At 46.8% G+C, this 25356-nt stretch carries 22 protein-coding genes; 7 read left to right on the plus strand and 15 right to left on the minus strand.

Features of this window, described 5'->3' with window-relative positions:
* Positions 1 to 51: 51 nt before the first annotated feature.
* The 4 genes from WAE59_RS24330 to WAE59_RS24345 all read right to left on the minus strand — a co-directional run bounded on the left by WAE59_RS24330 (position 52) and on the right by WAE59_RS24345 (position 6204).
* On the minus strand, positions 52 to 3282 hold the full coding sequence (locus tag WAE59_RS24330; RefSeq protein ID WP_337858611.1) for an error-prone DNA polymerase: 3231 nt from the start codon (positions 3280 to 3282) through the stop codon (positions 52 to 54).
* A 5-nt stretch (positions 3283 to 3287) separates the two neighbouring features.
* Positions 3288 to 4796: a Y-family DNA polymerase gene (locus tag WAE59_RS24335; RefSeq protein ID WP_337858612.1), complete on the minus strand. Its 1509-nt coding sequence runs from the start codon at positions 4794 to 4796 to the stop codon at positions 3288 to 3290.
* A gap of 2 nt (positions 4797 to 4798) precedes the next feature.
* The gene (locus tag WAE59_RS24340; protein ID WP_337858613.1) at positions 4799 to 5530 is read right to left on the minus strand and encodes an ImuA family protein; all 732 of its coding nucleotides are present in this window, start codon (positions 5528 to 5530) and stop codon (positions 4799 to 4801) included.
* Positions 5531 to 5637: 107 nt separating this feature from the next.
* Positions 5638 to 6204, minus strand: coding sequence for a biliverdin-producing heme oxygenase (locus tag WAE59_RS24345; RefSeq protein WP_337858614.1), 567 nt, complete (start codon positions 6202 to 6204; stop codon positions 5638 to 5640).
* Between the two features lie 134 nt (positions 6205 to 6338).
* Between WAE59_RS24345 and WAE59_RS24350 the strand changes: the two genes are divergently transcribed.
* The gene (locus WAE59_RS24350) at positions 6339 to 6524 is read left to right on the plus strand and encodes a YtxH domain-containing protein (RefSeq protein WP_337858615.1); all 186 of its coding nucleotides are present in this window, start codon (positions 6339 to 6341) and stop codon (positions 6522 to 6524) included.
* An 87-nt stretch (positions 6525 to 6611) separates the two neighbouring features.
* Here WAE59_RS24350 and WAE59_RS24355 read toward each other — a convergent pair whose 3' ends face one another.
* The 6 genes from WAE59_RS24355 to WAE59_RS24380 all read right to left on the minus strand — a co-directional run bounded on the left by WAE59_RS24355 (position 6612) and on the right by WAE59_RS24380 (position 15847).
* Positions 6612 to 7697 carry a TlpA disulfide reductase family protein gene (locus tag WAE59_RS24355; RefSeq protein ID WP_337858616.1) on the minus strand — a complete coding sequence of 362 codons (1086 nt, stop codon included), beginning with the start codon at positions 7695 to 7697 and terminating at the stop codon, positions 6612 to 6614.
* 11 nt (positions 7698 to 7708) lie between these two features.
* Positions 7709 to 8908 carry a TlpA disulfide reductase family protein gene (locus WAE59_RS24360; RefSeq protein ID WP_337858617.1) on the minus strand — a complete coding sequence of 400 codons (1200 nt, stop codon included), beginning with the start codon at positions 8906 to 8908 and terminating at the stop codon, positions 7709 to 7711.
* 14 nt (positions 8909 to 8922) lie between these two features.
* Positions 8923 to 10359 (minus strand): RagB/SusD family nutrient uptake outer membrane protein, encoded by a 1437-nt coding sequence (locus WAE59_RS24365; protein WP_337858618.1) that lies wholly within the window; start codon positions 10357 to 10359, stop codon positions 8923 to 8925.
* A 31-nt stretch (positions 10360 to 10390) separates the two neighbouring features.
* Positions 10391 to 13828, minus strand: a complete 3438-nt coding sequence (locus WAE59_RS24370; protein WP_337858619.1) for a TonB-dependent receptor — start codon at positions 13826 to 13828, stop codon at positions 10391 to 10393.
* Between the two features lie 282 nt (positions 13829 to 14110).
* Complete coding sequence (locus WAE59_RS24375) at positions 14111 to 15205, minus strand: FecR family protein (protein ID WP_337858620.1); 1095 nt, start codon at positions 15203 to 15205, stop codon at positions 14111 to 14113.
* Positions 15206 to 15283: 78 nt separating this feature from the next.
* Entirely contained in the window at positions 15284 to 15847 is a 564-nt protein-coding gene (locus tag WAE59_RS24380; protein ID WP_337858621.1) for an RNA polymerase sigma-70 factor, read from the minus strand.
* Between the two features lie 25 nt (positions 15848 to 15872).
* On the opposite strand from WAE59_RS24380, the gene WAE59_RS24385 reads away from it, so the two are divergent.
* From WAE59_RS24385 to WAE59_RS24410, 6 genes are all read left to right on the plus strand, one after another.
* A complete protein-coding gene (locus tag WAE59_RS24385; RefSeq protein WP_337858622.1) occupies positions 15873 to 16082 on the plus strand; it encodes a hypothetical protein in 210 nt (69 codons plus the stop codon).
* Positions 16083 to 16164: 82 nt separating this feature from the next.
* The gene (locus WAE59_RS24390) at positions 16165 to 17337 is read left to right on the plus strand and encodes a sensor histidine kinase (RefSeq protein ID WP_337858623.1); all 1173 of its coding nucleotides are present in this window, start codon (positions 16165 to 16167) and stop codon (positions 17335 to 17337) included.
* The gene (locus WAE59_RS24395; protein ID WP_337858624.1) at positions 17337 to 18038 is read left to right on the plus strand and encodes a LytR/AlgR family response regulator transcription factor; all 702 of its coding nucleotides are present in this window, start codon (positions 17337 to 17339) and stop codon (positions 18036 to 18038) included. The genes WAE59_RS24390 and WAE59_RS24395 overlap by 1 nt, the downstream gene beginning before the upstream one ends.
* Positions 18039 to 18173: 135 nt before the next feature.
* On the plus strand, positions 18174 to 18896 hold the full coding sequence (locus WAE59_RS24400; protein ID WP_337858625.1) for a dioxygenase family protein: 723 nt from the start codon (positions 18174 to 18176) through the stop codon (positions 18894 to 18896).
* A gap of 4 nt (positions 18897 to 18900) precedes the next feature.
* Positions 18901 to 19593, plus strand: a complete 693-nt coding sequence (locus tag WAE59_RS24405) for a pirin family protein (protein ID WP_337858626.1) — start codon at positions 18901 to 18903, stop codon at positions 19591 to 19593.
* Positions 19594 to 19662: 69 nt separating this feature from the next.
* On the plus strand, positions 19663 to 20991 hold the full coding sequence (locus WAE59_RS24410; protein WP_337858627.1) for a PQQ-dependent sugar dehydrogenase: 1329 nt from the start codon (positions 19663 to 19665) through the stop codon (positions 20989 to 20991).
* Positions 20992 to 21052: 61 nt separating this feature from the next.
* Here the strand turns inward: WAE59_RS24410 and WAE59_RS24415 are convergent, their stop codons facing one another.
* The 5 genes from WAE59_RS24415 to WAE59_RS24435 form a co-directional block, all read right to left on the minus strand.
* On the minus strand, positions 21053 to 21463 hold the full coding sequence (locus WAE59_RS24415) for a BrxA/BrxB family bacilliredoxin (RefSeq protein WP_337858628.1): 411 nt from the start codon (positions 21461 to 21463) through the stop codon (positions 21053 to 21055).
* 116 nt (positions 21464 to 21579) lie between these two features.
* Entirely contained in the window at positions 21580 to 22506 is a 927-nt protein-coding gene (locus WAE59_RS24420; protein ID WP_337858629.1) for a bestrophin family protein, read from the minus strand.
* Between the two features lie 34 nt (positions 22507 to 22540).
* A complete protein-coding gene (locus tag WAE59_RS24425; protein WP_337858630.1) occupies positions 22541 to 23026 on the minus strand; it encodes a hypothetical protein in 486 nt (161 codons plus the stop codon).
* 114 nt (positions 23027 to 23140) lie between these two features.
* On the minus strand, positions 23141 to 24520 hold the full coding sequence (locus tag WAE59_RS24430) for a HAMP domain-containing sensor histidine kinase (protein ID WP_337858631.1): 1380 nt from the start codon (positions 24518 to 24520) through the stop codon (positions 23141 to 23143).
* Positions 24504 to 25211: a response regulator transcription factor gene (locus WAE59_RS24435; protein ID WP_337858632.1), complete on the minus strand. Its 708-nt coding sequence runs from the start codon at positions 25209 to 25211 to the stop codon at positions 24504 to 24506. Before WAE59_RS24435 ends, WAE59_RS24430 begins: the two co-directional genes overlap by 17 nt.
* Between the last annotated feature and the right edge of the window lie 145 nt (positions 25212 to 25356).

Consider the following 25356-nt stretch of genomic DNA (forward strand, 5'->3'; position numbering starts at 1 on the left):
GCGCTACATCGGTGTTACTGCTGATCTATACGCCAGAATCATTGAGCATAGTTACCTGAAATTTCTCCCGCCGTGAAATGCTGTTTTGGATACATCTTCCCTAATTTGTGTTCGTTTATCCTGCGCGGGATAAGGTGCTGTTTTCTCATCTGCTCTTGCTAGCGTCAACACCGGCAGATCATCAGCTTCTTTCTGCACCATTTTACCCAGCATCTTCGTAAAGTCAAAGCATTTGCTGACCACCACGTGTACAACAATACCTTCGCGCTGCAATCGCCCCTCTACCATCAGTAAACGGGAATGCAGGATTTCCTTGCGATAAGTTTCGAAAAGCTTTTCAAACACGACCAGGTTAGAATAACCCGTTTCATCCTCTATGGTGATGAAGCAAACCCCACCGGCAGTTCCGGGGCGCTGCCTCACCAGTACCAGTCCTGCCACTTTTACCAACTGTCCATTGACAGCATCACTGTTGATGTGATGGCAGCTCTTGATATTGAGCATATCCAGTTGAGCGCGTACAAAACTGACGGGGTGGGCCTTTAATGACAAACCTACAGTGGCATAATCCTGTACCACATGCTCGCCCATGCTCATCAGAGGAAGTTCTACTTGTGTTTCCAGTTTACTCTCTGAGGCCTGTCCTTTAAATAAAGCAACTGGCATATCTTGTAAGGCGGTCACTTCCCAAAGCGCTTTTCGCCTGTCCAGGCCAATAGACCTGAAGGCATCTGCATCCGCCAAACGCTCCAGCGCAGCCAATGAAACGCCTGCATCTCTCAGGGAGGTAATGGATGGATAAGCTTTTACCCGCCCTACAACCAGGCGCTCCATATCTTCTGCATTCAGCCCTTTAATTTGCCTGAAACCCAAACGGATCGCAAAATACTTCCCGGATTTTTCTTCCAGCTGATTATCCCAGGCGGAGAAATTGATGTCGACTTCACGGACTTCTACCCCATGCTTTTTGGCATCTATCACGATCTGGGCAGGCTGGTAAAAACCCATCGGCATACTGTTTAGTAAACCTACTGCAAAAGCATCCGGATAATGGCATTTGAGCCAGCAGGACACATAGACCAGCAAAGCAAAACTGGCGGCATGACTTTCCGGAAAGCCATAGCTCCCGAAGCCTTCGAGCTGCTTAAAAATCCGCCTGGCAAATTCTTCTGAATAGCCTTTCTTCATCATGCCAGTGATCAGCTTTTCTTCATATTGGTTCACCATGCCCTTGAACTTAAAGGTAGCCATGCTCCTGCGCAGTCCATCGGCCTCTGCTGGCGTAAAGCCTGCCGCTACGATGGCGATCTTCATGGCCTGTTCCTGAAAAAGCGGAACACCCAGGGTCCTGCCCAATATTTCCTCGAGTTCTTTTGAGGGATATACAACCGGCTCTTCTTTATTGCGCCTGCGCAGGTAAGGGTGAACCATATCACCCTGTATGGGTCCGGGCCTTACAATGGCCACTTCTATCACAAGGTCATAAAATTCCCGAGGCTGTAAGCGTGGCAGCATAGACATCTGCGCCCGGCTCTCGATCTGGAAGACACCCAGGGTATCGGCGAGACAGATCATATTGTATACTTCCGTATCGTCTTCAGGGATATTGGCCAAAGTCAGCTCCAGTCCATACTTTTGCTTGCAAAAATCAAAGCCTTTTCGAATACAGGTGAGCATGCCCAGGGCCAGCACATCTACTTTCAGGAATCCTAAGGCATCGATATCGTCTTTATTCCATTCGATATTGGTCCGGTCTTCCATCCTTGCATTCATAATCGGACACAGGTCTGTGAGTTTACCATCGGTCACCACAAAGCCTCCGGTATGCTGCCCCAATTGTCGAGGAAAACCCATCATCTGCCCGGTCAGTTCCAATGTCTTCTTCAGGTGCGGGTCATTAGGATTAAGCCCCTGCTCGGTGATGCGCTTGCCTTCAAACCACTCGTCAGTATATTGCCAGAGGGAACCGGAAAGCCGGTTGATGGTATCCACAGAAAGTCCCATTGCCTTACCCACATCTCGGATGGCGCCCCTTTGGTGCATCTGGGTCACCGTAGCCACAATTGCCGCCCGGTCCCGACCGTATTTTTGGTAAATGTACTGCATGATCTCTTCACGGCGCTCATGCTCAAAATCTACATCAATATCGGGCGGTTCATTCCGCTCAGAGGAAATGAAGCGCTCAAAGAGCAGGTCAAATTTCATGGGATTTACAGAGGTGATGCCCAGGCAAAAGCATATGGCCGAGTTGGCTGCCGATCCCCTGCCCTGGCACAATATGCCCCGTCTCTTGCCTTCACTCACAATGTCTTCTACGAACAAAAAGTAATTGGCATAATCCATCTGCTTCACAAATTCCATTTCATGGTTCACCATATTGACCACCTTTTCCGGAATTACAGCTCCGTAAAATTCATGTGCCCCTTTCCAGGTGAGGTATTCCAATTCTTCCAGCGGAGTGCGCCCGCTTTTATTGATCTCGGTTGGGTACACATATTTCAATTCTGTTAAGTTGAATGTGCAGGCCTCCGAGATGACCAGGGTGTTTTTTAAAGCCTCAGGGTATTTGCGGAAGAGGCGGTGCACCTCTTCCACGGGTTTCATATACCTTTCTGCATTCCGGTGCAAGCGGAAACCTGCTTCCTGGATGGTACATTTTTCCCTCACGCAAGTCAGGACATCCTGCAGCTCCCTCCTGGAAGCTTCGTGGTAATGCACATCTCCTGTAGCCAGCATAGGCAGGTTGTAACGCCTGGAAAGCTGATCGATTCTGAACATCAGTTTTTCATCGTAACCGGAATAGGTTCTGGAAGCCGACAAATACAGCTGATCGGACAGGGCTTCATGGTACTGCTCCACAGCACTGAGAAAGTCGGGCTCAAACTGAAACCTGCGGTTCAGCTGATCTGGCATAATCAGGGTAAAAAGTATGTCTTTACTATGGGCATAGACATCGGCCCTAAAGAGCCGGCATTCGCCTTTTTCTGCACGCAGATTTCCCAGGCTCAGCAAGGCGGATAGCCTGCCATAAGCGGCTTTATTTGTGGGATAAGCCAGGAGACTGGGGCCATCCAGCAGGTCGAGCCGGCAGGCAGGAATGAAGCCCAGTCCGCTTTCTGTTGCAGCGGTATGTGCGCGTACGATTCCCGCCAGGGTGTTGCGGTCGGTAAGCGCTATTTTCTTATAGCCCAGCAAAGCGGCCTGTGCAGCCAGTTCATGGGGATGGGAAGCACCCCGCAGGAAGCTGAAATTGGATGTGATCTGTAATTCGCTGTACTCCATAACCATCAGGCAAAAAATCCATGTAGAAACCACTGATATCCTTTATCAGCGTTGTGGTGTCCGGAACGGTAGAGCCAGAACCTCCGGCCTTGCTCATCCTCCAGTCGGTAATAATCCCTATGCTCACCCTGATCGAGCCACCACTCCCGCTCAATGCGCTCGGGCCCATCTGCTTTGATGACCTTATGCTGCTCGCCATTATAGATGAAAAACCTGGGTGGATGATCCGGGATGAGTGCCATCACCTGTACGGGTTCCGGACGCTCCAGAAGTTCAGTGGGCCTGGGCTTGTCGACACTCCAATCGCCGAGCCTCACTTCTGTTATGGAGGCCGCAGCCGCTGTGGAGCGCTCCGGCCAGTAACTGCTGGCAGGGATGTAACGGTTGATGGCAGCCGCACCTACCTTACCCGCTATGCGGTCGATCAGCTGCAAGAGCTGCTGACTGTCGATGCCCGGACTGACGGTCCAAAGCGCTTCCTGGGGAACAGCTACAGGCCCTACTTTACTGGCTTCCAGCTCAAACAACTCGATGCCCAAGCCGGGGCGGATCTGGTCGATTTTCAGGTTAAAAAGCTTCGACAAATGGCTCACACTATGGGAAGCCGCACTGGTACCTATACTTACCTGTACAATCTTGCCATCCATCCTGTGCCCCCGAAGCAGGCCCGAGCGCAGTCCCTGCCCTTCTGCCCGCAAGCGCCAGCAGAGTTCTTCAAGCAATTTGTCGATGGACAGTTCAATTCCCGTACGGGTCCTGATCGGTTCCAGACAGGCTAAGCGGGCTGAGAACTCCACCGGCAATTGCAGTGCCTGTAAAACGTCCGGCTCTGTACCCAATGCCTGGGCCAGCCGAAGCAGGAAGCCTGCTCCAAACCGCCTGCGCAGCACAGCACGCGGCATGGAAATGAAACTTTTTACCTGATAGAAGCCCAGTTTACGCAGCTTGTCCAAAGTGGCCGCTTCCAGCCGGAGTGCTTCCGGCGGCAGGACCTGTATCGCTTCCACATGAGCACCGGGAGGAATCAGCGGCGTCAACTTGCCATAGCGGGCGATCGCCCAGGCAGCACCGGGGGTATCGGCTATCGCCACCCTTACCGCATAACCCTTGCTTTTTAAACGGGCAACGATCTCTTTCAGGTATCCCCGCTCACCAGCCCAGAGGTGCGCGCAGCCACTGATGTCCATAAAGAGCCCGTCCATTCTAAAAGGATCCAGGGCAACAATGGGCGAATAGCGGATGCACCAGGCGCCCAGCCCATTCAGGAGTTTCGCTGCGCGTCCGGGCTTATCATCCAATACTTCCAGTTCCTGACAGATCGCTTTGGCATCTGCAGCACGCATCCCTGTCTCCACACCAAAACCCGCCGCCAAAGGGCTGACAGCCGTAATGACCATACGTCCATGTTCAGGCGCCGCAAAAACAAAAGGAAGATCCTTGAGTTCCGGGCGACGGATCAACTGCCAGTCCGCCAGCAGGTGCTGAAACCATATGGACATGAAACGCTTTTGCATGTTTACCCGATTTTTTCAAGCGGCTGGGCAGTGATTTGATGGGCAGAGGCGGGTAATTGTGCAAAACCATCGCCCTGCCATTCGAGGATCCAGCTTCCGGGCTGACCACTCCTCACTTTCAGCAGCTGTACCTGCCAGCGCGGAAAACCAACACCAGGCAGACCTTCTTCATCCTGGGAAGGTAAGGGGGCAATACGCCACCTTGCAGTAGAAACCGTACTGGCCATCCGGCGTTCATCTTTCCGGATGATGAGGCCAGGGATGCCATGTTGCTCTACTGCCAATTGTAATCTGCGGGAATTGACCAGGCTCAAGCCGTCTACTTCCGCCACTACCGCAGCCAGGCCTTCGCACTTCAATGCTTCTTCCATCACCCAGAGCACTTCCTGCTCTGACTGAAGATCAATAAAAATAATGCGGTCGGCCGCTACATTAAAAGCGGCCAGGGCAGATGGAAAAAGTCTGCGCCGGGTTCCTACCCATACGCAGGCCGCCCCATCTGCCATCAGAACAGACAATAAGCCTGCAATGAAGCCATCCGTTGCCGAAGCCTGATCCGGCGACAGGCAGATGAATTCATGGATGGCCTTTCTGGGAAATACCTTAGCGGGGAAAGCGTCCTCTATCTCACCCAGTCCGATCTGCTCGGCCCGGGCCAGTTCAGCAGGTTTAAAACCTTGCCAAAGCAGTAAGTTCCGCTTTAGCTTGTCCAGGATCTCTGATTTCGCTTCCATATACCACAATTTTAATAAACTACTTTTATTAGCATTAGTTTTGTTATAACAAAACTAATGCTAAATATGTTAGTAATTCAACAAATGTGGAAAAGATCTGATTTTTGTTAAGAGCTCAGCTGCTCAGTGGATGTAAACACATCCCCAAATCTACTGAAGGTTTCATTGGCCGCTGCTATGGCAATGGCTTCATCAGCTTCGTTTTGTGCCGTTGCATTCATTACAGCTACAAACTTGCCCCACATCTGACCAGTGGCCTCGCCATAACCGGAGAAAAAGGAGACACCTTTATCTACACCGTATTTGGCCAGCATCTGTACGATGATCGGCCCACCCATGATGGAGCCTTCCATCACATACATGGCACCTAATGCCTGTAAGGTATTGCTGATCTCAGGGGCTATAGCTTCAGGAAGATCACTGGTATCAGCGCCCAGTTCTTCGATGTCTTTTTTCAGATAAGAGGAATTCCGCCTTTCCGCGTGATCAGGCAGCAGTTCTGTCGTAATGTAAGGAGCTATGGCCTGCTCCACCGCATTGAAGTAAACATAAAAATGTTTCAATACATCGGCATAATCTAAATGGCTGCGCACTGCTTTTAATTTCAGCACCACCTTTTTTTCAAGGTCCTGATGGGCTGCCTTAGTGGCTTCTTTAATGTTGGTACTTAGCATGTGTGTTTATTTATCGTGGTAAACCTAGCAATTTATTGCCTTATTCATAGAATCCAACAATGAGCCTTAGCAAATAGTTTATTCAAACCTTTTGTTTTCTAGCTTGTTATTCCAGTACATTAATCTTTGAAAAAATGGGACTATTCAAAACCGCGTTAATTGGCGCCGCAGTATACGGAGCGATTAAATATGTAACAAAAAAAGACGAAACCGGAAGATCGGTTGTAGATAACATCAAGGAGAAGGCTCCTGAATGGATGGAACGTGTAAAACATGCGAAGGAAGAACTCCAGATGGAGCTGGAAAAGCAACGTTACTAACGAAAAACAGGGTATTGAAATTCAATACCCTGTTTTTGTTTTATGGCATGGTCATCAGCAAAGCCAAATAAATCCATGTACTTTTCATTACTTAGATTTTTGGGTAAAGAGTTCTTCCAGTTTCTTATTCAAGATTTCACCGCGCAGGTCTTTTGCGATGATTTTACCCTGAGGATCAATCAGCAGGGTACTCGGAATCCCCATGATGCCATAATAGGTGGAAACCTCATTTTTCCAGCCTTTCAAGTCGGAAAGCTGCGTCCAGGGCATACCATCATCTTTGATCGCCTTTTTCCAGTTCTCGCCTTTATCATCCAGTGAGATACCCAGTACTGTAAAGTTCTTGTCTTTATAGGTGTTGTAAGCCTTCAGCACATTCGGGTTTTCGGCACGACAAGGTCCACACCAGCTGGCCCAAAAATCAACCAGTACATATTTACCTTTAAATGCCTCAAAAGAAACTGGCTTACCTTCTGTGTCATTCTGTGTAAAGTTCAGCATCGGCTCCCCAATAGCGCTGCGCTTCAATACGGTCAGGCGTTCAGCCAGTCGCTTGCCCTCTGCACTTGCTTTGGCTTTAGGGCCCAGCAGTTCAAAAACAGACTGTACATCTTTGTAGCTGCCCATACCAGCGCGGTCAGTCACCATACTGAGGCTCAGCATACTCTCTGGGTGTACGGCAATATATTTGTTCGTAAGTTCTCGTTTCTGTGCTTTAAGACCTGCCAGTTTTTCCTCCAGCGCAAGCTGCTCTTCTTTACTGCCTTTGCCATATTTCTGGTACAATGGATCCATCTGATCGTCGATAGGCTTTTGCGAAGCCGTGAATGCATCTGCCTCTGCCTGTGTTTTAGAACCTTTCACTTTAAGGGCATGCAATGAATCGGCCGTTCCTGTGATCGATATATTCCCAGGCTCCAGGTAAACCCAGGCCGCCCTTCGCGGGAACATGATGGTCACTTTTTGGGCATCAGGCATGTTGGCCACCCAACTGAACTTTCCATCCTTGGTTTTGATGTCGCCAGTTTTTTGTTCAGCACCTTCATAGTAGTAGATTTTCAAATCTACATCTCCTAGGCCTGTGATATCGCCAGTAAGCTTAGTTTGCTGAGCGTAGGTTGTTCCGGCAAAACAAAAGATGCCGGCGAGTGCTAATTTTTTAAATGCTTTCATGATGATTATTTTTAGTTAAAGATTTCAGCTAATTTTTTATCCATTGCTTCGTCATTTTCACCCCCGCCTCCATACCGGCCTACGATCATACCATTTTTATCGATCAGGATTTTGGTCGGTAAAGTATGTATGCCATAGGCATCGCTGCGATCACCTGAGCGGTCAAAGTCATTTCCAACACGCTTAAGTCCACGCAAAACATGCTTCCAGACTCCGATTTGATCTTGTTCTACTGCCTTTTTCCAGGCGGCTTCATTACTGTCGTCATCTGAAACACCAACGATTTCCAGTCCCTTATTTTTGTATTTGCTGTATAAAGATAATAAATGTGGATTTCCTTTACGACAAGGTACGCACCAGCTGGCCCAGAAATCCAGTAAAACATATTTGTTTCCTTTGTAATCTGACAGATTGAAAGGCTGACCATTGATATCTGTAGCAGCAAACATGGTTGCTTTGGCTCCCGGAGAGCCTCCCTCTAAATTTTTGATTTCATCCTGAACTGCTTTACCGTAACTGCTTTGTTTTATATTTTCAGACAGTTGAGCATATAATGCTTTTGCCTCAGATACCGCCAGTGAAGAAACTTTCCAGCGTAACAAGTAAGCAGAAAGGTAAGAATTGGGATGAGTTTTGATGAATTCCATGTCAATTTTACCCTGACGCTCGCTGAAAGGCTCAAACTGATCACGTATAGCCGATGCTTTTTCTTTAAGTGCATCCAGATCAGCCTCCGGCTTTTTATCCTTTCTTGCCTGCATATAAGCTTCATTGGCTTTTTCGTAAGCTAATGAAATTGGCTTTAATTCCAGGTTGATGGGTGCCTTTAAGCGCTCCAATGCGAAGTATTCATCCTGGGTTTTAGACCCCTTCAATTTTAAATTTCTAAAATCCCCGGCTTTCAGGCTCAATAACATTTGGCCGGGCTCTATGAAAAAACTTGCAGAATTGGGATCATCCATATTCCTGCTTTTGGTTGCACCCGTCAGGTAAACCATCACCGGCTCCTTTAGCTTTCCTTTGAACTCGAAAGTACCATTTTTGATCAGGGTACTGTCTTGAGTGTATTGATCGCTGCCGGTAGCATAGGCAATTTTTAACTGCCCCGACTTTTGGCCGCTAATGCTGCCCTTGAGTATAAATGCTCTGTCCTGCCCAATCACTGTAAGTGCAGTGCTGGCCAACAAAAATGTTAAAATGTGATGTTTCATATCAATAGTGAAGATTAATTGGCACTGTATCCTGTATTTTGCTCTCCAAACTGTGGGTTATAGACAAATTCTGTTTGTGGAACAGGGATGATGTACTGAATTTGATTGGTGATCGAAGGCTTCAGCTGCTTTACTGTTTCAAACGGAAGGCGCAGCAAAGCCATCCACTCACTACCATCTTCAGCTACCATACTGCGTGAAGTTTCTTTATAGATCTCCACCAGCAATGTCGCTGCGCTATTCGCGGCATCAACAGCCAGATAAGGTGCATTTGCAATCGTCAGCCCCCCTTTTTCCTGGATGGTATGAACCAGCGTTTTTGCCTGACCAAGACTGCCTCCTGATCTCACAATGGCTTCTGCTTTCAGCAAATAAACTTCAGTAAGCCGAAATACATAGTCTGTCTCAGTCACTATACTCGGCGCCCCGCCAGCTTGTACATATTTTGCGAAGAAATAAGTATTGGGTGAATACTGCTGGTATGGTGTAGCTGGACCGACTACCCAGCTTTGTCGTGGATCTCCATTGTACAAATCCTTCAACGCTTGCTTCGCTACGTATAATGCAGATGCACCAGGTGTATATTGCCGGGTCTTGCTGTAAGGGTCGCTTACCTGCAACTGCTGAGGTTTCACACCCAAAATCACCTCCTTGCTGCTTAGACCAGCCACACGGAACAAGTTTTGCTGACTGGATTCCAGGGCATAAGCTGGATTTTGGATCAGCTGATCTGCCAGCTGGATGATTGTTGCATAATCTCCTGAAGCTCCACGATTCATCAGCACCCTCATCTTCAAAACCATAGCCGCCCATTTAGTTGCATAGTAATTGGGATTGCTCTCGGGTCCGTTTGCAATCGCCTCATCCAGATCAGCCAGGATAAAATCATAACTTTCCTTTACCGTACTCCGCTTTTTGAGGATATTGGTTAAGGTGGATAGCTCATCCCTTAGGAGAACGCCTTGTGTGCTGCTTATCTTGTACCACTCTGCATAATAGCTCAATACTTTGAAATGCGCATATGCCCGAATGAATTTTGCTTCTGCCAGCATTTCCTTTTTACGGTTACCTGAAAATGCTGCATCAGATAACTTGTTTATGCCAGAAATCACGCCGTTTGCAGCATTTAATGCCTGATAAGATTCCTGCCAATAGGTTCCAGAACTTTGTTCCGTAATGTTTACTTCGTTAGGCATGCTACCGAAACCATAGCCCATATAACCTGCAAATTGTGCCGGCAGGAGCTGATGTTGTTGCCATCCGGTCTTGATATTTGTTGCATTTGCAAAATTGTAATAAGCACCATTTAGTGCAATTTGCGAAGTCGCCTGATCTATAATGGTGTTGCCCTCTACTTTAGCATTTTTTGGAGGTGCACTTAGGTTTTTTTCACAGCCGTAAGTGCTGAGGATGACCAAACCTGCGGCAAATAATCTATATAATGTTTTCATTGTTCTATATCTAATCGTTAGAATAATTCATTTACAAGCCAACCCTTAAGCCAAAACTAATCTGTCTCACAAAGGGGTATCCTCCTGGATCGCTATATCCCCCTATCAGACTATATGGATCATTGCTGACCTCAGGATCTACGCCCGGATAGTTAGTTATAGTGAGTAGGTTAGTTCCTGAGACGTAAGCAGAAACAGCATTAATCTTCAATTTATCGGTTAGGCTTTTCGGAAACTGGTAGGCCAGTGTGACAGATTTTAATTTGATAAATGATGCGTCATATACATTGTCGCTGGCGGCATAAGCATACGAACTCTGTCCCATCAGCAGTCGTGGCCTACTTGCGTTAGGATTTTCTGGTGTCCAGCGATCCAGAATCCGAACGTTTTTATTCAGACGTTGAGAAACATCACGACTTTGGATATCAGCGAGATAATAAATATCATTACCATATGAAAAAGTGGTCAGGGTAGTCAATGAAAAAGCTTTATAGCCAAAACGATTGGTGTAGCCACCATAGAATTTTGGTTCGGCACGCCCAATAATGTCGTCTTTGAAATAGGTAAAACCTTGATACCCCATGTAATTCTCTACGATCTCGTAACTTGCATCTCCAATGCCCAGGTATGGGTAATAAGAAGGGCTGGCAGCAGCGTAGGCATCTACATCTGCCTGAGTTTTAAGAATTCCCTTAAACACCCGTCCATATAGCAAGCCTACAGGCTGACCTTTCTTGAGTACTGTATTTCCGAAGCGGTAAACACCTGGATTTGCGGGATCTTCAATATCATCTGACAAAGCCAATACCTTCGAGCGATTACCAGACACATTTAATGTACCTGACCATTGAAAATTCTTGCCACGAACAAAGTCACCGCTTAATGACAATTCCAAACCCCTATTACGGATTTTAGCAATATTGGCTGTGACCTGGCCAAAACCAGATGTACCTGCTACAGCAGTTGGGAATAAAATCCCGGAGGTAGTTTTCTCATAGTAACCAAACTCCCCGCTTAACCGTGAATTGAACAATGAAAAATCAATACCAGCGTCTTTTTGTAAGGTCGATTCCCATTTCAACCTGGAGTTACCGAGTTGGGTTGGCGAAAGTCCATTTAGGCCTGCATAAGAAACTGGTGAATACAAGGTGTAGAAAAGATTGTCGGCAATATTTTGCGTCCCCGTATAACCGGCACTAGCCCTTAATTTGAGCTCATTGATCCATTTTACATCCTTTAGGAACTTTTCCTGAGAAATTCTCCAGCCCAGACCACCTGAAGGGAAGTACCCCACGCGGTTTGCTTTTGGAAACTTAGAAGAGGCATCAGACCTTCCGGTGAACGTAAACAAATACTTGTTCATCAAACTGTAATTTGCACGTAGGTAAAAACTAAGAAGGGAATTCTGATTCGCTGTTCCTGTTGCAGGCAGGGTGACAGCCGCTGAAGAAAGATTATTGAGATAAGTATCATCAGGGAAACCTTGACCACTAGCTGAAAAAGTGTTAGACTTGGTAATCTGCCAGTCTGTACCCACAATTACATTGATTCTATTGTCATCATTAAACTCTTTATCCCAAGTCAGGGTATTCTGTAAAAAAGTATTGACTTGCTCGGATTGGGACAGGGTCGCAGTTCCATTCCCAGAGCTGCCACTTCCGTTTGGAGTTGCTACAGCTACTGTACTGGGTACATAATTGTTCTGACGATAATTGTTATAATTGACGGCAACAGAACTTCTGAATTTTAATTCCTTAAAAATATCATATTCTCCGGCAAGACTTCCGATTGCAAAAATTGCATTAGAGCGGTTGATACCTTTTAATAGTAACAATGGATTCTGGAAACCCTGATAAGCGTAAGCACCAACAGAAGCGGGATCAAGAATCTTAACACTACCATCCCCATTGTAAGGTTCAAATGTCGGTGGGGCAAAAAGTGCCTGTGTGTAAAGCCCATTGGTAATGTTATTGCTCGTAAAGCCATAATCTAAGTTAGTATTTACCCTAAACCTATCGCTGATCTCGTTGTCTAAACTCACCTTCCCTGCAATTCTTCTATAGTCTGTACCCAATACGGTTCCTTCGTTCTTATTGTAGGTAAGTGAGGTATAGTATCGAGAACCGGTACCACCTCCTCTTACAGACAAATCTGCATTTTGAGTAAGACCGGTACGGGTCACCAGCTTCATCCAGTCAGTGCTGCCCTGACCAAAAAAATTCGGATCATTTACAATCTGAGTAGCTACTCCATCAGGCGCTTGATTAACGAGTGCCCTCGCAGTGTTCAAGTTTTGTGCTGCTTCCTTCATGATCATCACAAACTGATCTCGGTTGAGTACTTTTTCATGCTCAGCCATACTGAATCCATTGTATACATTTGCTTCAAAGCTGGGCTTTTGGTTGGCCTTTCCTTTTTTTGTGGTAATGATCACTACACCATTCGCTCCTCTGGAGCCATAAATTGCGGTAGCTGAGGCGTCTTTCAGGATATCGATAGTTTCAATGTCATTGATGTTAAGTCCGCCCAGACTGTTCAAGCCACGTGCAAAAGCTCCAGATATGGTATTGTTCGGATCGTCATCGCCTCCTCTATCCACAGGACTCACAATATCAGATGCTGTTTGTTGAAAGCGGTTCTGTACCTGCACCTGTACACCGTCTATGATGTATAAGGGATCATTCCCGCCCATCAAAGAGGTTCCGCCACGGATTCTGATCTTGGCCACGCCACCCGGAGAGCCATCGGCCTGTACTACCTGCACACCCGCTGCTTTACCGGTCAGCGCCTGGTCTATTGTAGCGAAAGGTACGTCACGTACTTCTGCGAGGTTGATGGAGGCAACTGAACCCGTCAGGTCTTTCCTTTTTGTCGTGCCGTAACCGACCACAACCAGGTCTTCCAGTTTATTGGTTTCAGCAACCAGGGTTATGGTCATTCCTGTATTTGCAACAGCTTCTTTCGTCACATAGCCCACATAAGAGAATACGAGTACGGTCTTATCATCACTTACATTGATTTCAAAAGCCCCATTGCCGCTGGTCACCACACCCTTGCCACTGCCCTTAGCTTTCACATTCACGCCAGCAAGTGGCATTCCTGTCTCATCCAGCACACGGCCTCGTATGAGCCTGTCGGCAAAGAAGTCGCTGACGCTCTCCAGTACAGATGGCTGCTCTTTTCCGCGTACGGTGATCGTATTTTTATTGATGCTGTAGTTCAATGGCTGGTTGTCAAAGATCACATCCAGCACCTCGTGTAGTTCTTTTTGGCTCACTTTGATATCCACTGGGATCGCCTGCTTCATGACATTGTCGCTATACAGAAAAATATAGCCGCTTTGTCTGGTGATTTCATTTAAAACAGATTTCAGGGAAGCACCGGATTTCGTCATGCTAACCTTCTGTGCTAATCCTGAAGCGCTTACCTGAAGTAGTGATGCTAGTAATATTACGGTGGTTAATCGCATAATTAGCAAAATTTTATGGCGTACGGGTGATAGTACACCGCGTTTCCTGGTATAAATTCTATACATTTGTTGTTGGTTCTATGCAGATGCCTTTAGTTTCGAAGCAGGGGCATCATGCGGGTTAAACGGTTGATTTTTTCATCGGCCGTAGCCAATCTAAACCAGGCTTTTCATGAAGTCTGGTTTTTTTTCGGTTAGTTTTTCTGTCGTAGTGGTTTAATCATTTGTCTTGGTTTAGGTGAATATATACTGTTACTAGGTTTAATCAATGCTAAGCTGTCCTTACATGGACACATGGACGGTTCTTCCTTTTACTTCAAATTTTACCTTTCCTGTTGATTCCAGGGATTTGAGTACTTCCGACAATTTATCGAAGCGCGACACCCCGCCACTGAAGGTTTCCTCCGGAATTTCAGCCGAATAGCTGACCTCCACATCATACCAGCGCTCTACCATGCGCATAATGGACTGTATGCTTTCCCTCTCGAAAAGGAACTGTTTGTTTTTCCAGGCCACAGGTATGCTGACGTTCACTTTGGAAACACTGATGTGCTTATTGGCATTGACCGCCTGCTCCCCTGGCTTGAGCAATTCGTATCCTGAATCCGAACTGACAACGACCGAGCCTTCCAATAAGGTGGTCTTGATCGCCCGCTCATCTTCATAAGCATTAATGTTGAAATGCGTACCCAGTACCTCTACAGCTTGTCCGCCGGAAAGTACTTTAAATGGTTTTTGCTTATTGGAGGCGACCTCGAAATATCCTTCTCCGGTCAATGACACGAGACGTTGTTTACCGGAGAATTGCGCCGGGAACTCCAGTTTACTCGCAGCGTTCAACCAAACGTGTGTACCATCCGCCAAAATGACTTCGTAGGTTCCCCCTCTCGGGGTACTGATCTTCAATCCGGCAGTGGACATGCTGTCTGAACCGACATAGGCCGCAACGGATGTACCGTCATTGTAGCTGATTTTCGAAGCATCAATGACCAATCCGTTTTTAGTTTCACTTAAAGGAATGCTCTTTCCATTGCTCAGCGTCAGGATGGCCGTATTTTTACCAGCAAGGATCTGATCCCGGTCGTCGCCTCTTGTAAAGAATAGCGCAGAGCTGATCAACAACACAGCCGCCACTGCTGCTGCAACCGGCAGCGGCTTTCTCCAGAAGGGCACTACTTTTACCGGTTTGATGCGCTGCAGGATCGACCGTTTCAGTTCATCATGAACTTCTTGCTGTGCTCCCATCTCTACGGAATCCCATTCGGAATCCTCATCCTGGTAAGCGCGGTAGTACCGATTGAACAAGCGGATCTCCTGATCGCTTGCTTTTCCCTCAGTAATATTTTTCAGCAGTTCCCTTAGTCCTTCTTTTTGCATTTTTTGGCTGTATATGAGTAAGGCACTGCTCAAGCCCTCAACACCTACGCCAAATCACAAAATATTTAAACTTTTTTATTAAAGGAGATTTATGAAGGCTGAAGACCTGACCAAACTGGACTTAATGCGTTTCAAGGCTTTATTGATCTGATTTTCCACCGTTTTTTCGCTGATCCCTAAGCGTTCCGCAATTTCTTTGTTGCTCAAATGCTCATTTCTGCTCATATTAAAGACTTCCTGACAGCGTTCGGGCAATTCCATTACAAAATTATTGATCATTTCTTTCAATTCTTTCAGCTCAAGCTGTTCGTCTGGAAATTCCGTGTCCAATTCTACCTTTGGAATGCGGTCGTAAAAGGATTCCCGAACCTTTCCATTGCGGATATAATTGGCCACTTTGTATTTCACGGCAGTCAGCAGATAAGCTTTAATGGAATTAATCTGCACATTGCCCTTGTGCTCCCAGAACCAGATGAAAACCTCCTGAATGACATCCATCGCGGCTTCTTTATCCCGGAGCACATTGAAGGCTGAACGGTAAAGCACCGACCAATACCGCTCGTAGATTTCATCGAATGCGGCGTCGCTGTGCTGCATTGCAGCAATCAATTCCTGATCAGTAAGCGCACTATAAGCAGCCATTCGATTAATTCCCCGGACTAATTTAGTGAAAATTTCCTACTCTACCATCCGGTCCTGCTGTATTGAAGTAAATGAAAAACGGGGCTTCCTTCAGTCATTTCCACACCATCCTCACTGCATTCCCACTGCATCCGCGCTAAAAGTACTTTTTAGCGAAGATCTTGCGAAGATGGCACGCAAATGCTATGGGAATGGTATTGAGCGACTCAGTTGGAAGACCAAGCCCTCTACATAGAGGTTCAACGGCACAATCGGCTCATTCACCGAAACATTTGATATCTTTTTTGTATTATTAGTCATCTTTAAAGGTGAATAATTTGAAAACAGCAAAGCTGATTACCCAGATGGCAGGTTGGATCTTGTTTTTCAGCCTGCCAGTGGTCTTTATGTTTAATGAACAACAGGTCGGCGAGAATTCCCTAAATGTCCTGGGAACTCCGAGCTATTGGATTTTTTGCAGCACCTATCTCCTGATCTTTTACCTTTCCAGTTTTGTACTGATCCCCCACTTGTATTTAAAGGGCCGGTACACCCTTTTCTTCAGCATCGTGGCGCTGCTGTTCATCGGGGTCTACCTGTTGAAACCCTTCGACAAACTCATGTCGCTGCATCAAGAGTCCAGGGCTGCCCGGGGCAACAGGGAGATGCCAGGTGCGCCCAGAACAGATCTGCACCCACCTTCCCAGTTTCACAATCAACCGGCGCCTTTTCCGCGGCCCATGCCACATCCGGAAGGCAGCCCCGCTCCAAACGAACATTTCAGGAACAGGGCTCCGGGCCCGCAGCAAAAGGACATCCGCAGTTTCGACATCGTGAGTGTGTTCCTTTTCATTATGGTCATTGCGCTTACCATGGCTATTGAGATCAATAAGCAGTTGCACCTTACCCAAAAAAAGGCGATCAAAGCAGAGGCCGACCGTGCTGAAGCGGAACTTTCTTTCCTGAAAGCACAGATCAACCCACATTTTCTGTACAATACCTTAAACAACATCTATACCCTGGCAGTCACCAACCATCCGAATACCGCGCCGAGCATCATGAAACTCTCGAACATCATGCGATACATGACCGACGATATCACCGTTGAACTGGTACCCCTTCGGGATGAACTGGACTGCATTGCCAATTTCATCGGCCTGCAGGAGTTGCGACTTGGGGCGAAAACGCCCATCGATTACCAGGTGGAAGGCCTTGCCCTGCAGCATAAAATTGCCCCACTGATCCTCATGACATTCGTGGAAAATGCCTTTAAATATGGCATCAGCAAGCAAACCGCATCACCCATCCTGATCAAAGTCAGCATCGCTGATGAACACCTGGTGTTCTTTGCACAAAACAGGGACTTCTCTGAAAATGCAAAGCTGAACAGTACCGGTATCGGCATACAAAATACCCGGCAAAGGCTGCAGCATGCCTATCCCGGAAAGCACGAACTGACAATAGAAAAAGGCGAGGGTCTTTTTACCGTTCAACTAAAACTAGAGATCTGATGTCACCACTCAAATGCATCGCCATAGACGATGAGCCCCTGGCCCTGGAACTGATCAAAACCTATGCCTCCAAATTTCCGGCCCTGCAGCTGCTGCATACTTTCGAAGATGCCATCTATGGTGCAGAATACTTAAAGAAGCATGTGGTCGACTTACTTTTCATCGATATCAATATGCCTGACATTACCGGCATAGACCTGGTGAGGTCACTGGATGTACGGCCTATGGTGATCTTTACTACAGCCTATAAAAACTTCGCGTATGAGGGTTTTGAACTTGATGCGCTGGATTTTCTGCTGAAGCCCATCGACTTCGAGCGGTTTTCCAGGACCATCAATAAGGCCATCGATTATCATCAATACAAACAGAACCCAAAATCGGCGAGCAGCGACAGCATCTATGTGCATTCGGAATACCGACTGGTACGTATTGTACTGGAGGAGATCAGCTATATCGAGAGCTTTGGGGATTATGTGACCATCCATCAATTGAATGAAAAACCGGTCGCCACCCTGATGTCTTTGAAGAAGATCCTGGAGAAACTGCCGGAAAAACAGTTCAGGAGAATCCACCGCAGCTTTATTGTGTCCATAGACCAGATCAAGTCCCTGCACAACCGCAAAGTCCAATTGCGTGCTGGAAATGAACTACCCATTGGCGACAGCTATATGCAGCTGATGCAGGAATGGCTGAAGCCCTGATTGATCGACACATACCTGCCATTTATCGATACCTCATTCCATTTGACTGCGTGTTTTTTCATCTTTAGCTCATCAACCGGAATCAAAACCGGATACTGATCAAAAGGGATTTCAACACATCTAAACAAGAAGAAAATGGAAAGAAAGGTTTTTTTAAAGAGTCTCATCATTGGCGCCATCTCCTCACCGGCCATACTGGAAGCCTGCAAGAAATACAGCTCATCTGCTATTGACGACCCCTCGGGTACCGGTACGGTAACGAATTCGGGAACAGGAAATACCACCTGTACCGTAGCACCTACGGAAACTGAAGGACCTTTTCCCACAAAAGTACCTTCCTCTTATACCAGGAGCGACATCACCGACGGCCGCACAGGTTATAAAATGACGGCAAAGATCACGATCAATACCGCGAGCAATTGTGCTGCACTGGCGGGTGCTATTGTAGACATCTGGCATTGCGATGCAGAAGGTAATTACTCGGAATATGGCGGCAGCGGCATGCAGTCGACCAATTACCAGTCGGTACATTTTCTAAGGGGCAGACAGGTGACTGATGCCAATGGGCTGGTGACCTTCACCAGTATCTTTCCCGGCTGGTATACAGGCAGGGCTACCCACATTCATGTGCATGTGTACAGCGCTGCGGGCAATTCCCTGAAGGTAACACAGATTGCCTTTCCTGAAGGTTCAGGTTCGGCCGTGACACTGGTGAACGGCTATAAAAAAGGGATGTCTGGATACACCACTAATGCCAATGATAATGTGTTCAGTGACGACATGCTGAAAATTGAGGTGGCATCCGTAACCGGAAGCCTGACCGATGGCTTTGCACTGACCATGAAAATTAATGTATAGCAAGATGGAACATTCATCCGGAAAAATATACCTGAGTGAACAGCGCGGCCAGATCGAAAGCCCGCTGTTCCAAAGAAACTGCATCTTTAATTTCGGTTCCTATTTCAATGCCCACAAAACAGCATTGGGCCCGCTTTACCTCTTCAATGAGGAAAACCTCGCGGGTACAGCGCAGCTGGAAATGGAAGTAAGCAAGCCCAGCTATGTGATCCTGATCCCGGTTACCGGAGATCTGGAATATACCGATGTGGAGACTGGAAAAATGAACGTCCCTGTAGGCCAGGTGCTGGTCCGTAAATGTCCGGCCGATCACCTTTTCCGTATTGGCAATCCCTATACCGAAGAAGTCATCAGCCTGATCCAGATTTGGATCTCGGCGGCCGACATTTCCCAGTCCTCTACGCTGATGCTGGATCTTGCACCGGGGGTATCGCCCAATCGGCTCGTCGAGCTCAGTGCCGCAGTTGTGGATGCCGGACTACCCTTTAAATTGAGTGCAGGACAGTTTGATGGCCGCGCCGAAACGATCTACCGCAAAGAAAAAGATAGTTTGCTGTTCTGTTATGTTGTAGCCGGCGCTTTTGAAGTAGAAGGCAGGCTCTTGCATGCCCAGGATGGCCTGGCGCTTTGGGATACCGAAACCCTGGAACTGGAGGCGCTGAGCAACAACGCGCTGATGCTCACACTGGAGTACTGATCCTTTTCGGACAAGCTAAACAACTTGGCTTTGCTACTGTTATAAAGGGGAATCAATCTTTTTTATCACATGAAAGTAGCATCAATTTTATTAGTTTCATCAGCATTGCTGGCAGCTTGCAACTCCAATAAGAGCAGTAAAGGTTCATCAGATAGCCTGGCAACAGATAGCAGCACGATGGATACCACACAAGCGCTCAGCCTGCCCGCTCCGGATACCAATGCCTCTAAAAATAAGTTCAGCAAGGTGATCGGCTGGCCGGCCGACAAAGCTCCTGTGGCTCCCGAAGGCTTTACCGTGACCCGGTTTGCCACAGATTATAAGAGTCCACGGAACATCTATGTGGCGGCAAATGGCGATGTGTTTGTAGTTCTGTCCAACTCCGAACGCTCTTTAAAAGAGAAAGTAGCCAATGCCATCACCGGCAAAGCCAAAGCAGAAGTTGCGGGTGAAAGTGCAAATACCGTAGTCTTACTTAGAGATACCAATAATGACGGTGTGCCGGATCTGCAAAGCAATTTCCTCACCGGACTCAATCAGCCTTATGGGGTACTGATCATCGGCAACTCCTTTTATGTAGCCAATACAGATGGGGTATGGAAATATCCTTATCAGGCAGGCGACACCAAGATTACCGCAAAAGGGACAAAGATCCTTACGCTGCCTGCTGGTGGCTACAATAACCACTGGACCCGCAACCTGATTGCCAATGCCGATAACTCCAAGATCTATGTATCTGTAGGTTCAGGAAGCAATGTGGGTGAAAATGGCATGGAGCACGAGGTACGCAGGGCTGCAATCCTGGAGATCAATCCGGATGGAACTGGAGAAACCATCTACGGAAGCGGATTGAGGAATCCTGTGGGCATGGCCTGGGCACCAGGTACAGGTGCATTGTGGACAGCCGTAAATGAACGCGACGGATTGGGCGATGATCTTGTACCAGATTACATCACCAGTGTAAAGAAAGGCGCATTCTATGGCTGGCCTTATGCTTATTTTGGTAAAAACGAAGACCCCAGGTGGAAAGGTAAGCAACCTGATATGGTAGAGAAAAGCATCGCACCGGATGTGCCGGTTGGCGCTCATACCGCTTCATTGGGACTGACTTTCTATACAGGCGGTAAGTTTCCGGCGAAATATACGGGAGGCGCTTTTATCGGTCAGCATGGTTCCTGGAACCGCTCTGCGCTTTCAGGATATAAAGTAGCCTATGTACCCTTTAAAAATGGCAAGCCAAGTGGTCCGCCGGAAGATTTCCTGACCGGATTCATCGCTGATGCGGATAAAGGGGATGTCTATGGCCGCCCGGTCGGCGTTGCTGTGGCAAAAGATGGTGCGCTATTGGTCGCAGATGATGTGAGCAGTACGATCTGGCGTGTAGCCGCAAAACAATAGTCGATAACTGAACATAAAAAAGGCGATCTGCATGCAGATCGCCTTTTTTTATGTTTTCTGACTAGCAGTACTGATCAAATGCACCGATCAGGCTGTCGGCAATCATCTGAGCCGGACGACCTTCGATCTGGTGACGCTCGATCATGTGTACCAACTTACCGTCTTTGAACAAAGCCATTGATGGAGAAGATGGAGGGAAAGGCATCATATAACCTCTGGCCCTGTCTACTGCGTCTTTTTCCATACCTGCAAAAACGGTAACGAGTTTGTCAGGATGTTTTTCATTTGCGGCCGCCAGTCTTGCTGCCGGACGTGCATTGGCTGCAGCGCAACCGCATACCGAATTGACTACAACAAATACGGTGCCTTCGCCAGTGATGGCCTGATCTACATCTTCAGCAGTTTTCAATTCCTCAAAACCTACCTTAGTCAGTTCTGCACGCATCGGTTCAACTAAATATTCTGGATACATATCTTCTGTTTTAATTCTTTAACACGACAAAGATAGGATACCGCTGATTAGCATCAAAGCATAGAAAGACCCTCGCCCCAGTTTTTACCTTTGGATGATGAGGCGGGGGTACTCATTTACAGGATATAATACATCTTGGCCTTGCCGGCATGGGCTCCAACCTTTTCTTCTTGTCTGTAATTTTCTTTCAGCATCTGCTTGATGTCACGCTCTATGGTCATGCAAATGGCCGTTGTAGGGGTATCCGTAGGTTTATTCTCAAAGGGGTCCTGCAAGTGAATGGACATCTTTTCGATCAGGAAAAACGAACAAGCGATGGCAATCACCAAAGGAATGGTCGCAAAGCTAAAGAACTCGATCAGTCCGAAAGGCAACAACATGACAAACAGAATGATGGAGAAGTGGATGTACACACTGTAGGTGACCGGAAAGACCGTATTTTTGATCCGTTCACAGCCACCCATTTGGTTAGAAAAGTTGGTAAGTGTCTTATCCATCTGTACTTGCTGAAATTCGTTGATCCAGCCCAGCTTGAAGGCATTGCGCAGATCACTTCCCTGCAGTTCGAGAAGTGCCACCGGGATGTTGCTATAACGCTGAATGTATTCGAGGTCATCGGCACCGATGAGTCTTCCCAGTCCCTCCAATGGATCTTGTCCGCGGAGGTGCCTGCTCAGGGCATAGCACCAGGCAATCTGCCTCCTGGCCATGCGCTCACAGAAAGCTTTCTCGTCTTCGGCCCCGTAAGGATTGTCGACGAAGGTGAGCAATTGCCGTGTAAGCGAGCGGCTGTCGTTGACGATTGCGCCCCAAAGTGTACGTGCTTCCCACCAACGGTCATAAGCCTGGTTGGACTTAAAAGCCAGGAGCAATGAAATTACTGTACCCAAAATGGTGGGTACAGCGATGGGGATGGAGATGCGCGTGATGTGAAAATTACTGTATAACATCGTGATCAGCGTAGCGTACACGGCTACGATCATGATTTCCTTTCCGATCTTCCCAAAGATGTATTTCGCGGGTATATTTTCTTTTAACAGCATATAGGTAATGTTTTAAAAGGTGATCAATTCAATATTAAACCGCCATCAAACGCTCCTCTTCCAATGCAGGAGCGGGCTGAGGACGTACTTCTTTTTGTGTCTTCAAAATGGTTACTGTAGGTAATCCCGATTTAGCCACCAGGCTTGAGGGATCAATACTCATTTTATTCAATTTTTCGCAGGTGCAAAAATCCGGATGCAGGATACAGTCTACGTCATTGGCCTCCAGGAAGTTTTTGAACATACTCAGCGTACTGCCATAGAAGAATTCAATCCTGATGGATTTGATCATGGGATATTGCTTTTTCAGTTCAAAGCATTGGCTGTGGAAATCGTCGCTGACTTGCTCGAACTCTCTTGATCTTCTGGATAGCATGAGCAGGTCCGTGATGGAATCGGAAAGCCTGAAGAGATGAACGAAAATTATATTTAATTCCTTTTCATTCATGCTGGTACAAAGTTCCGGGATGCAATTTAAGGCTGAGGCATTAAAATCGGTTGGAATAAGAATAGTTTTCATGACTTTTGATTAAAGGATTAATGATCAATTATTTATTGATACAATATTAGTCCAGAGTCATTAAAGCCCTATAAGAAGCCTATTAGAATGTCATTAGAGTTTAGCCCTCAAAAACTACCCATTTATTAGAATCTCATTAGAGATAGGCAGTATGATCTGCATTTCGGTACCGATCTGCTCTTCTGAGCGGATGCCAATGGAACCTTTATGCAGCCTGATGATGTTCAAAGTCAGCGGCAGTCCAATTCCATGTCCTTCAAAATCGCTGGTATTGGAGGCTCTGAAGAAAGGTTCAAATATATGCTGCTGCTCATTTTCAGGGATACCGATGCCGTGGTCGCTGATGGCAACAACGATGCGTTTATTTTCAACTTTCACACTGATCGCAACTGGTTGGTTATTGGAGTACTTGCAGGCATTGCCTACGATATTACTCAACGCGAGCTGGAGCAGGTTCGAATTTCCTTCGGTATATAACAAGGCTTCGTCAGTCGGCAGAGAAGAAAAATCAATTTGGATCACGCTTTCAGGATCAATCTTTTTTACAGAATCGGCGACGGTCATGATCAGTTCATCAATACGGATCCTCTGCCAGTTCTGTTTTTTGCCATCGAATCCGGTCTGTGCCAGACCGAGGAGACTGGTAATGATGTGACCCAGTTTCTCTGCATGTGAGAGTACCATTTTTGCTGAAGCTTCTGTCTCGGGGCTGATTCCTTTCTGGGCAAGCATCAGCTCTATTTCAGCGGTGATGATGGTCAATGGTGTCTTCAATTCATGCGAAGCATTACTGACAAAATTATTCTGTGTGGAGAAGGCCGTCTCCAATCTGTTGAGCATGTTGTTAAAGGTATGCACCAGTTCGGCCATCTCATCTTTACCCTTGAGTTCATCCAGCCTCAAGTGGAGGTTGTTGGCGGAGATGTTCTTAACATTGCGGATCACCGCCCGGAGCGGCCGCACAGAATAATGAGAAAAGACCTTTCCTCCGATATAAGTCAGCAATACCGAGATGGCAAATACGACCAGTAATACCTTTCTGAGGGTTTCAAGTTCCTGGAAACCATAGGGGTCTGAAGCCGTGACAATAACGATGTAATTGCCATGTTGTGTCTTAAATAGTTGTCCGTAATAGAAATGATTGTCCTTATTGTAACGGGCGTTACCTTTAGAAGCAATCGTCTTATAAAAGCTTTCCGGTAAACTGATCGGCCTGTCGAACTGCATTCGGTCCAGTGAGCCTACCTTTACGACGAAATCTTCTTCATCTTCCATCTTCTCCAGGTACCGGTTACGCATCTCCTGCGAAGCCGCAGACTTTTCAGTGGGATAGATATTGATTTCTGCTGCGAGTTTGGCCCTTGCCTGCAAACGTTTAAAGAAGTCTTCAAAATTGAATTCCGAAACAAAATAAAAGATGGCGGCATGGAAAAGGATCAGACCAATGGTCCCGATAGAGAAGAATAAAAGGGTAAGTTTATTTTGAAGCTTCATTCACTACTTCCTCTTTTAAGATATAACCCATACCGAATACAGTGTGGATCAGCTTAATATCATTGCCATTGTCAATCTTTTTCCGCAGGTAGTTGATGTATACATCAACCACATTGGTCCCCATGTTGAAATCGATGTCCCATACATTTTCCAGGATCTGGATTCTCGACAGCACTTTATTCTGATTTTTGAGGAGGTACTCCAGCAAACGGTATTCTGTTGCAGTCAGATTTACAGGTTTTCCAGCTTTGGTCACCGTTTTGGATGCGGTATTGATTTCCAGATCCGCAATAGTGATGCGATCCGTAACTGTGATTTGTTTACTGCTCCTTCTGATGAGGGTGCGCATACGGGCAATGAGTTCTTCGAGTTTAAAAGGTTTTACGAGATAGTCGTCCGCACCACTTTCCAATCCTGTCACGATGTTCTCTGTGCTCCCAAGCGCGGTAAGCATGAGAATTGCAACATCCGAATTTCGGCTTCTGATCTCTTTACAGACCTGGATCCCATTCTTACCAGGCAACATGATGTCCAGTACAATAAGGTTAAAATCATACTTAAAGGCCATTTCCAAACCCGTTATCCCATCAGCAGCAACGCTGATCTCAATCCCCTCCTCACTAAGTCCCCTTAGGATGACCGACACCAGATCTGGTGTATCTTCAATTAGCAAAACCTTCGAGCCCTTCATATGTGATGAAAATATAACAAGAAATATTAATACGGGTTTGATTTTTTATACTTTACTTTTTGATGACTGAAAATCAGTAGCATTCGGGATTAACACCATCATGTAACCCCAGAATTTATTACCGTCCAAAAACATAAAACCAGAT

It is taken from the genome of Pedobacter sp. GR22-6 (genome assembly GCF_037402555.1).
Classification (GTDB): domain Bacteria; phylum Bacteroidota; class Bacteroidia; order Sphingobacteriales; family Sphingobacteriaceae; genus Pedobacter.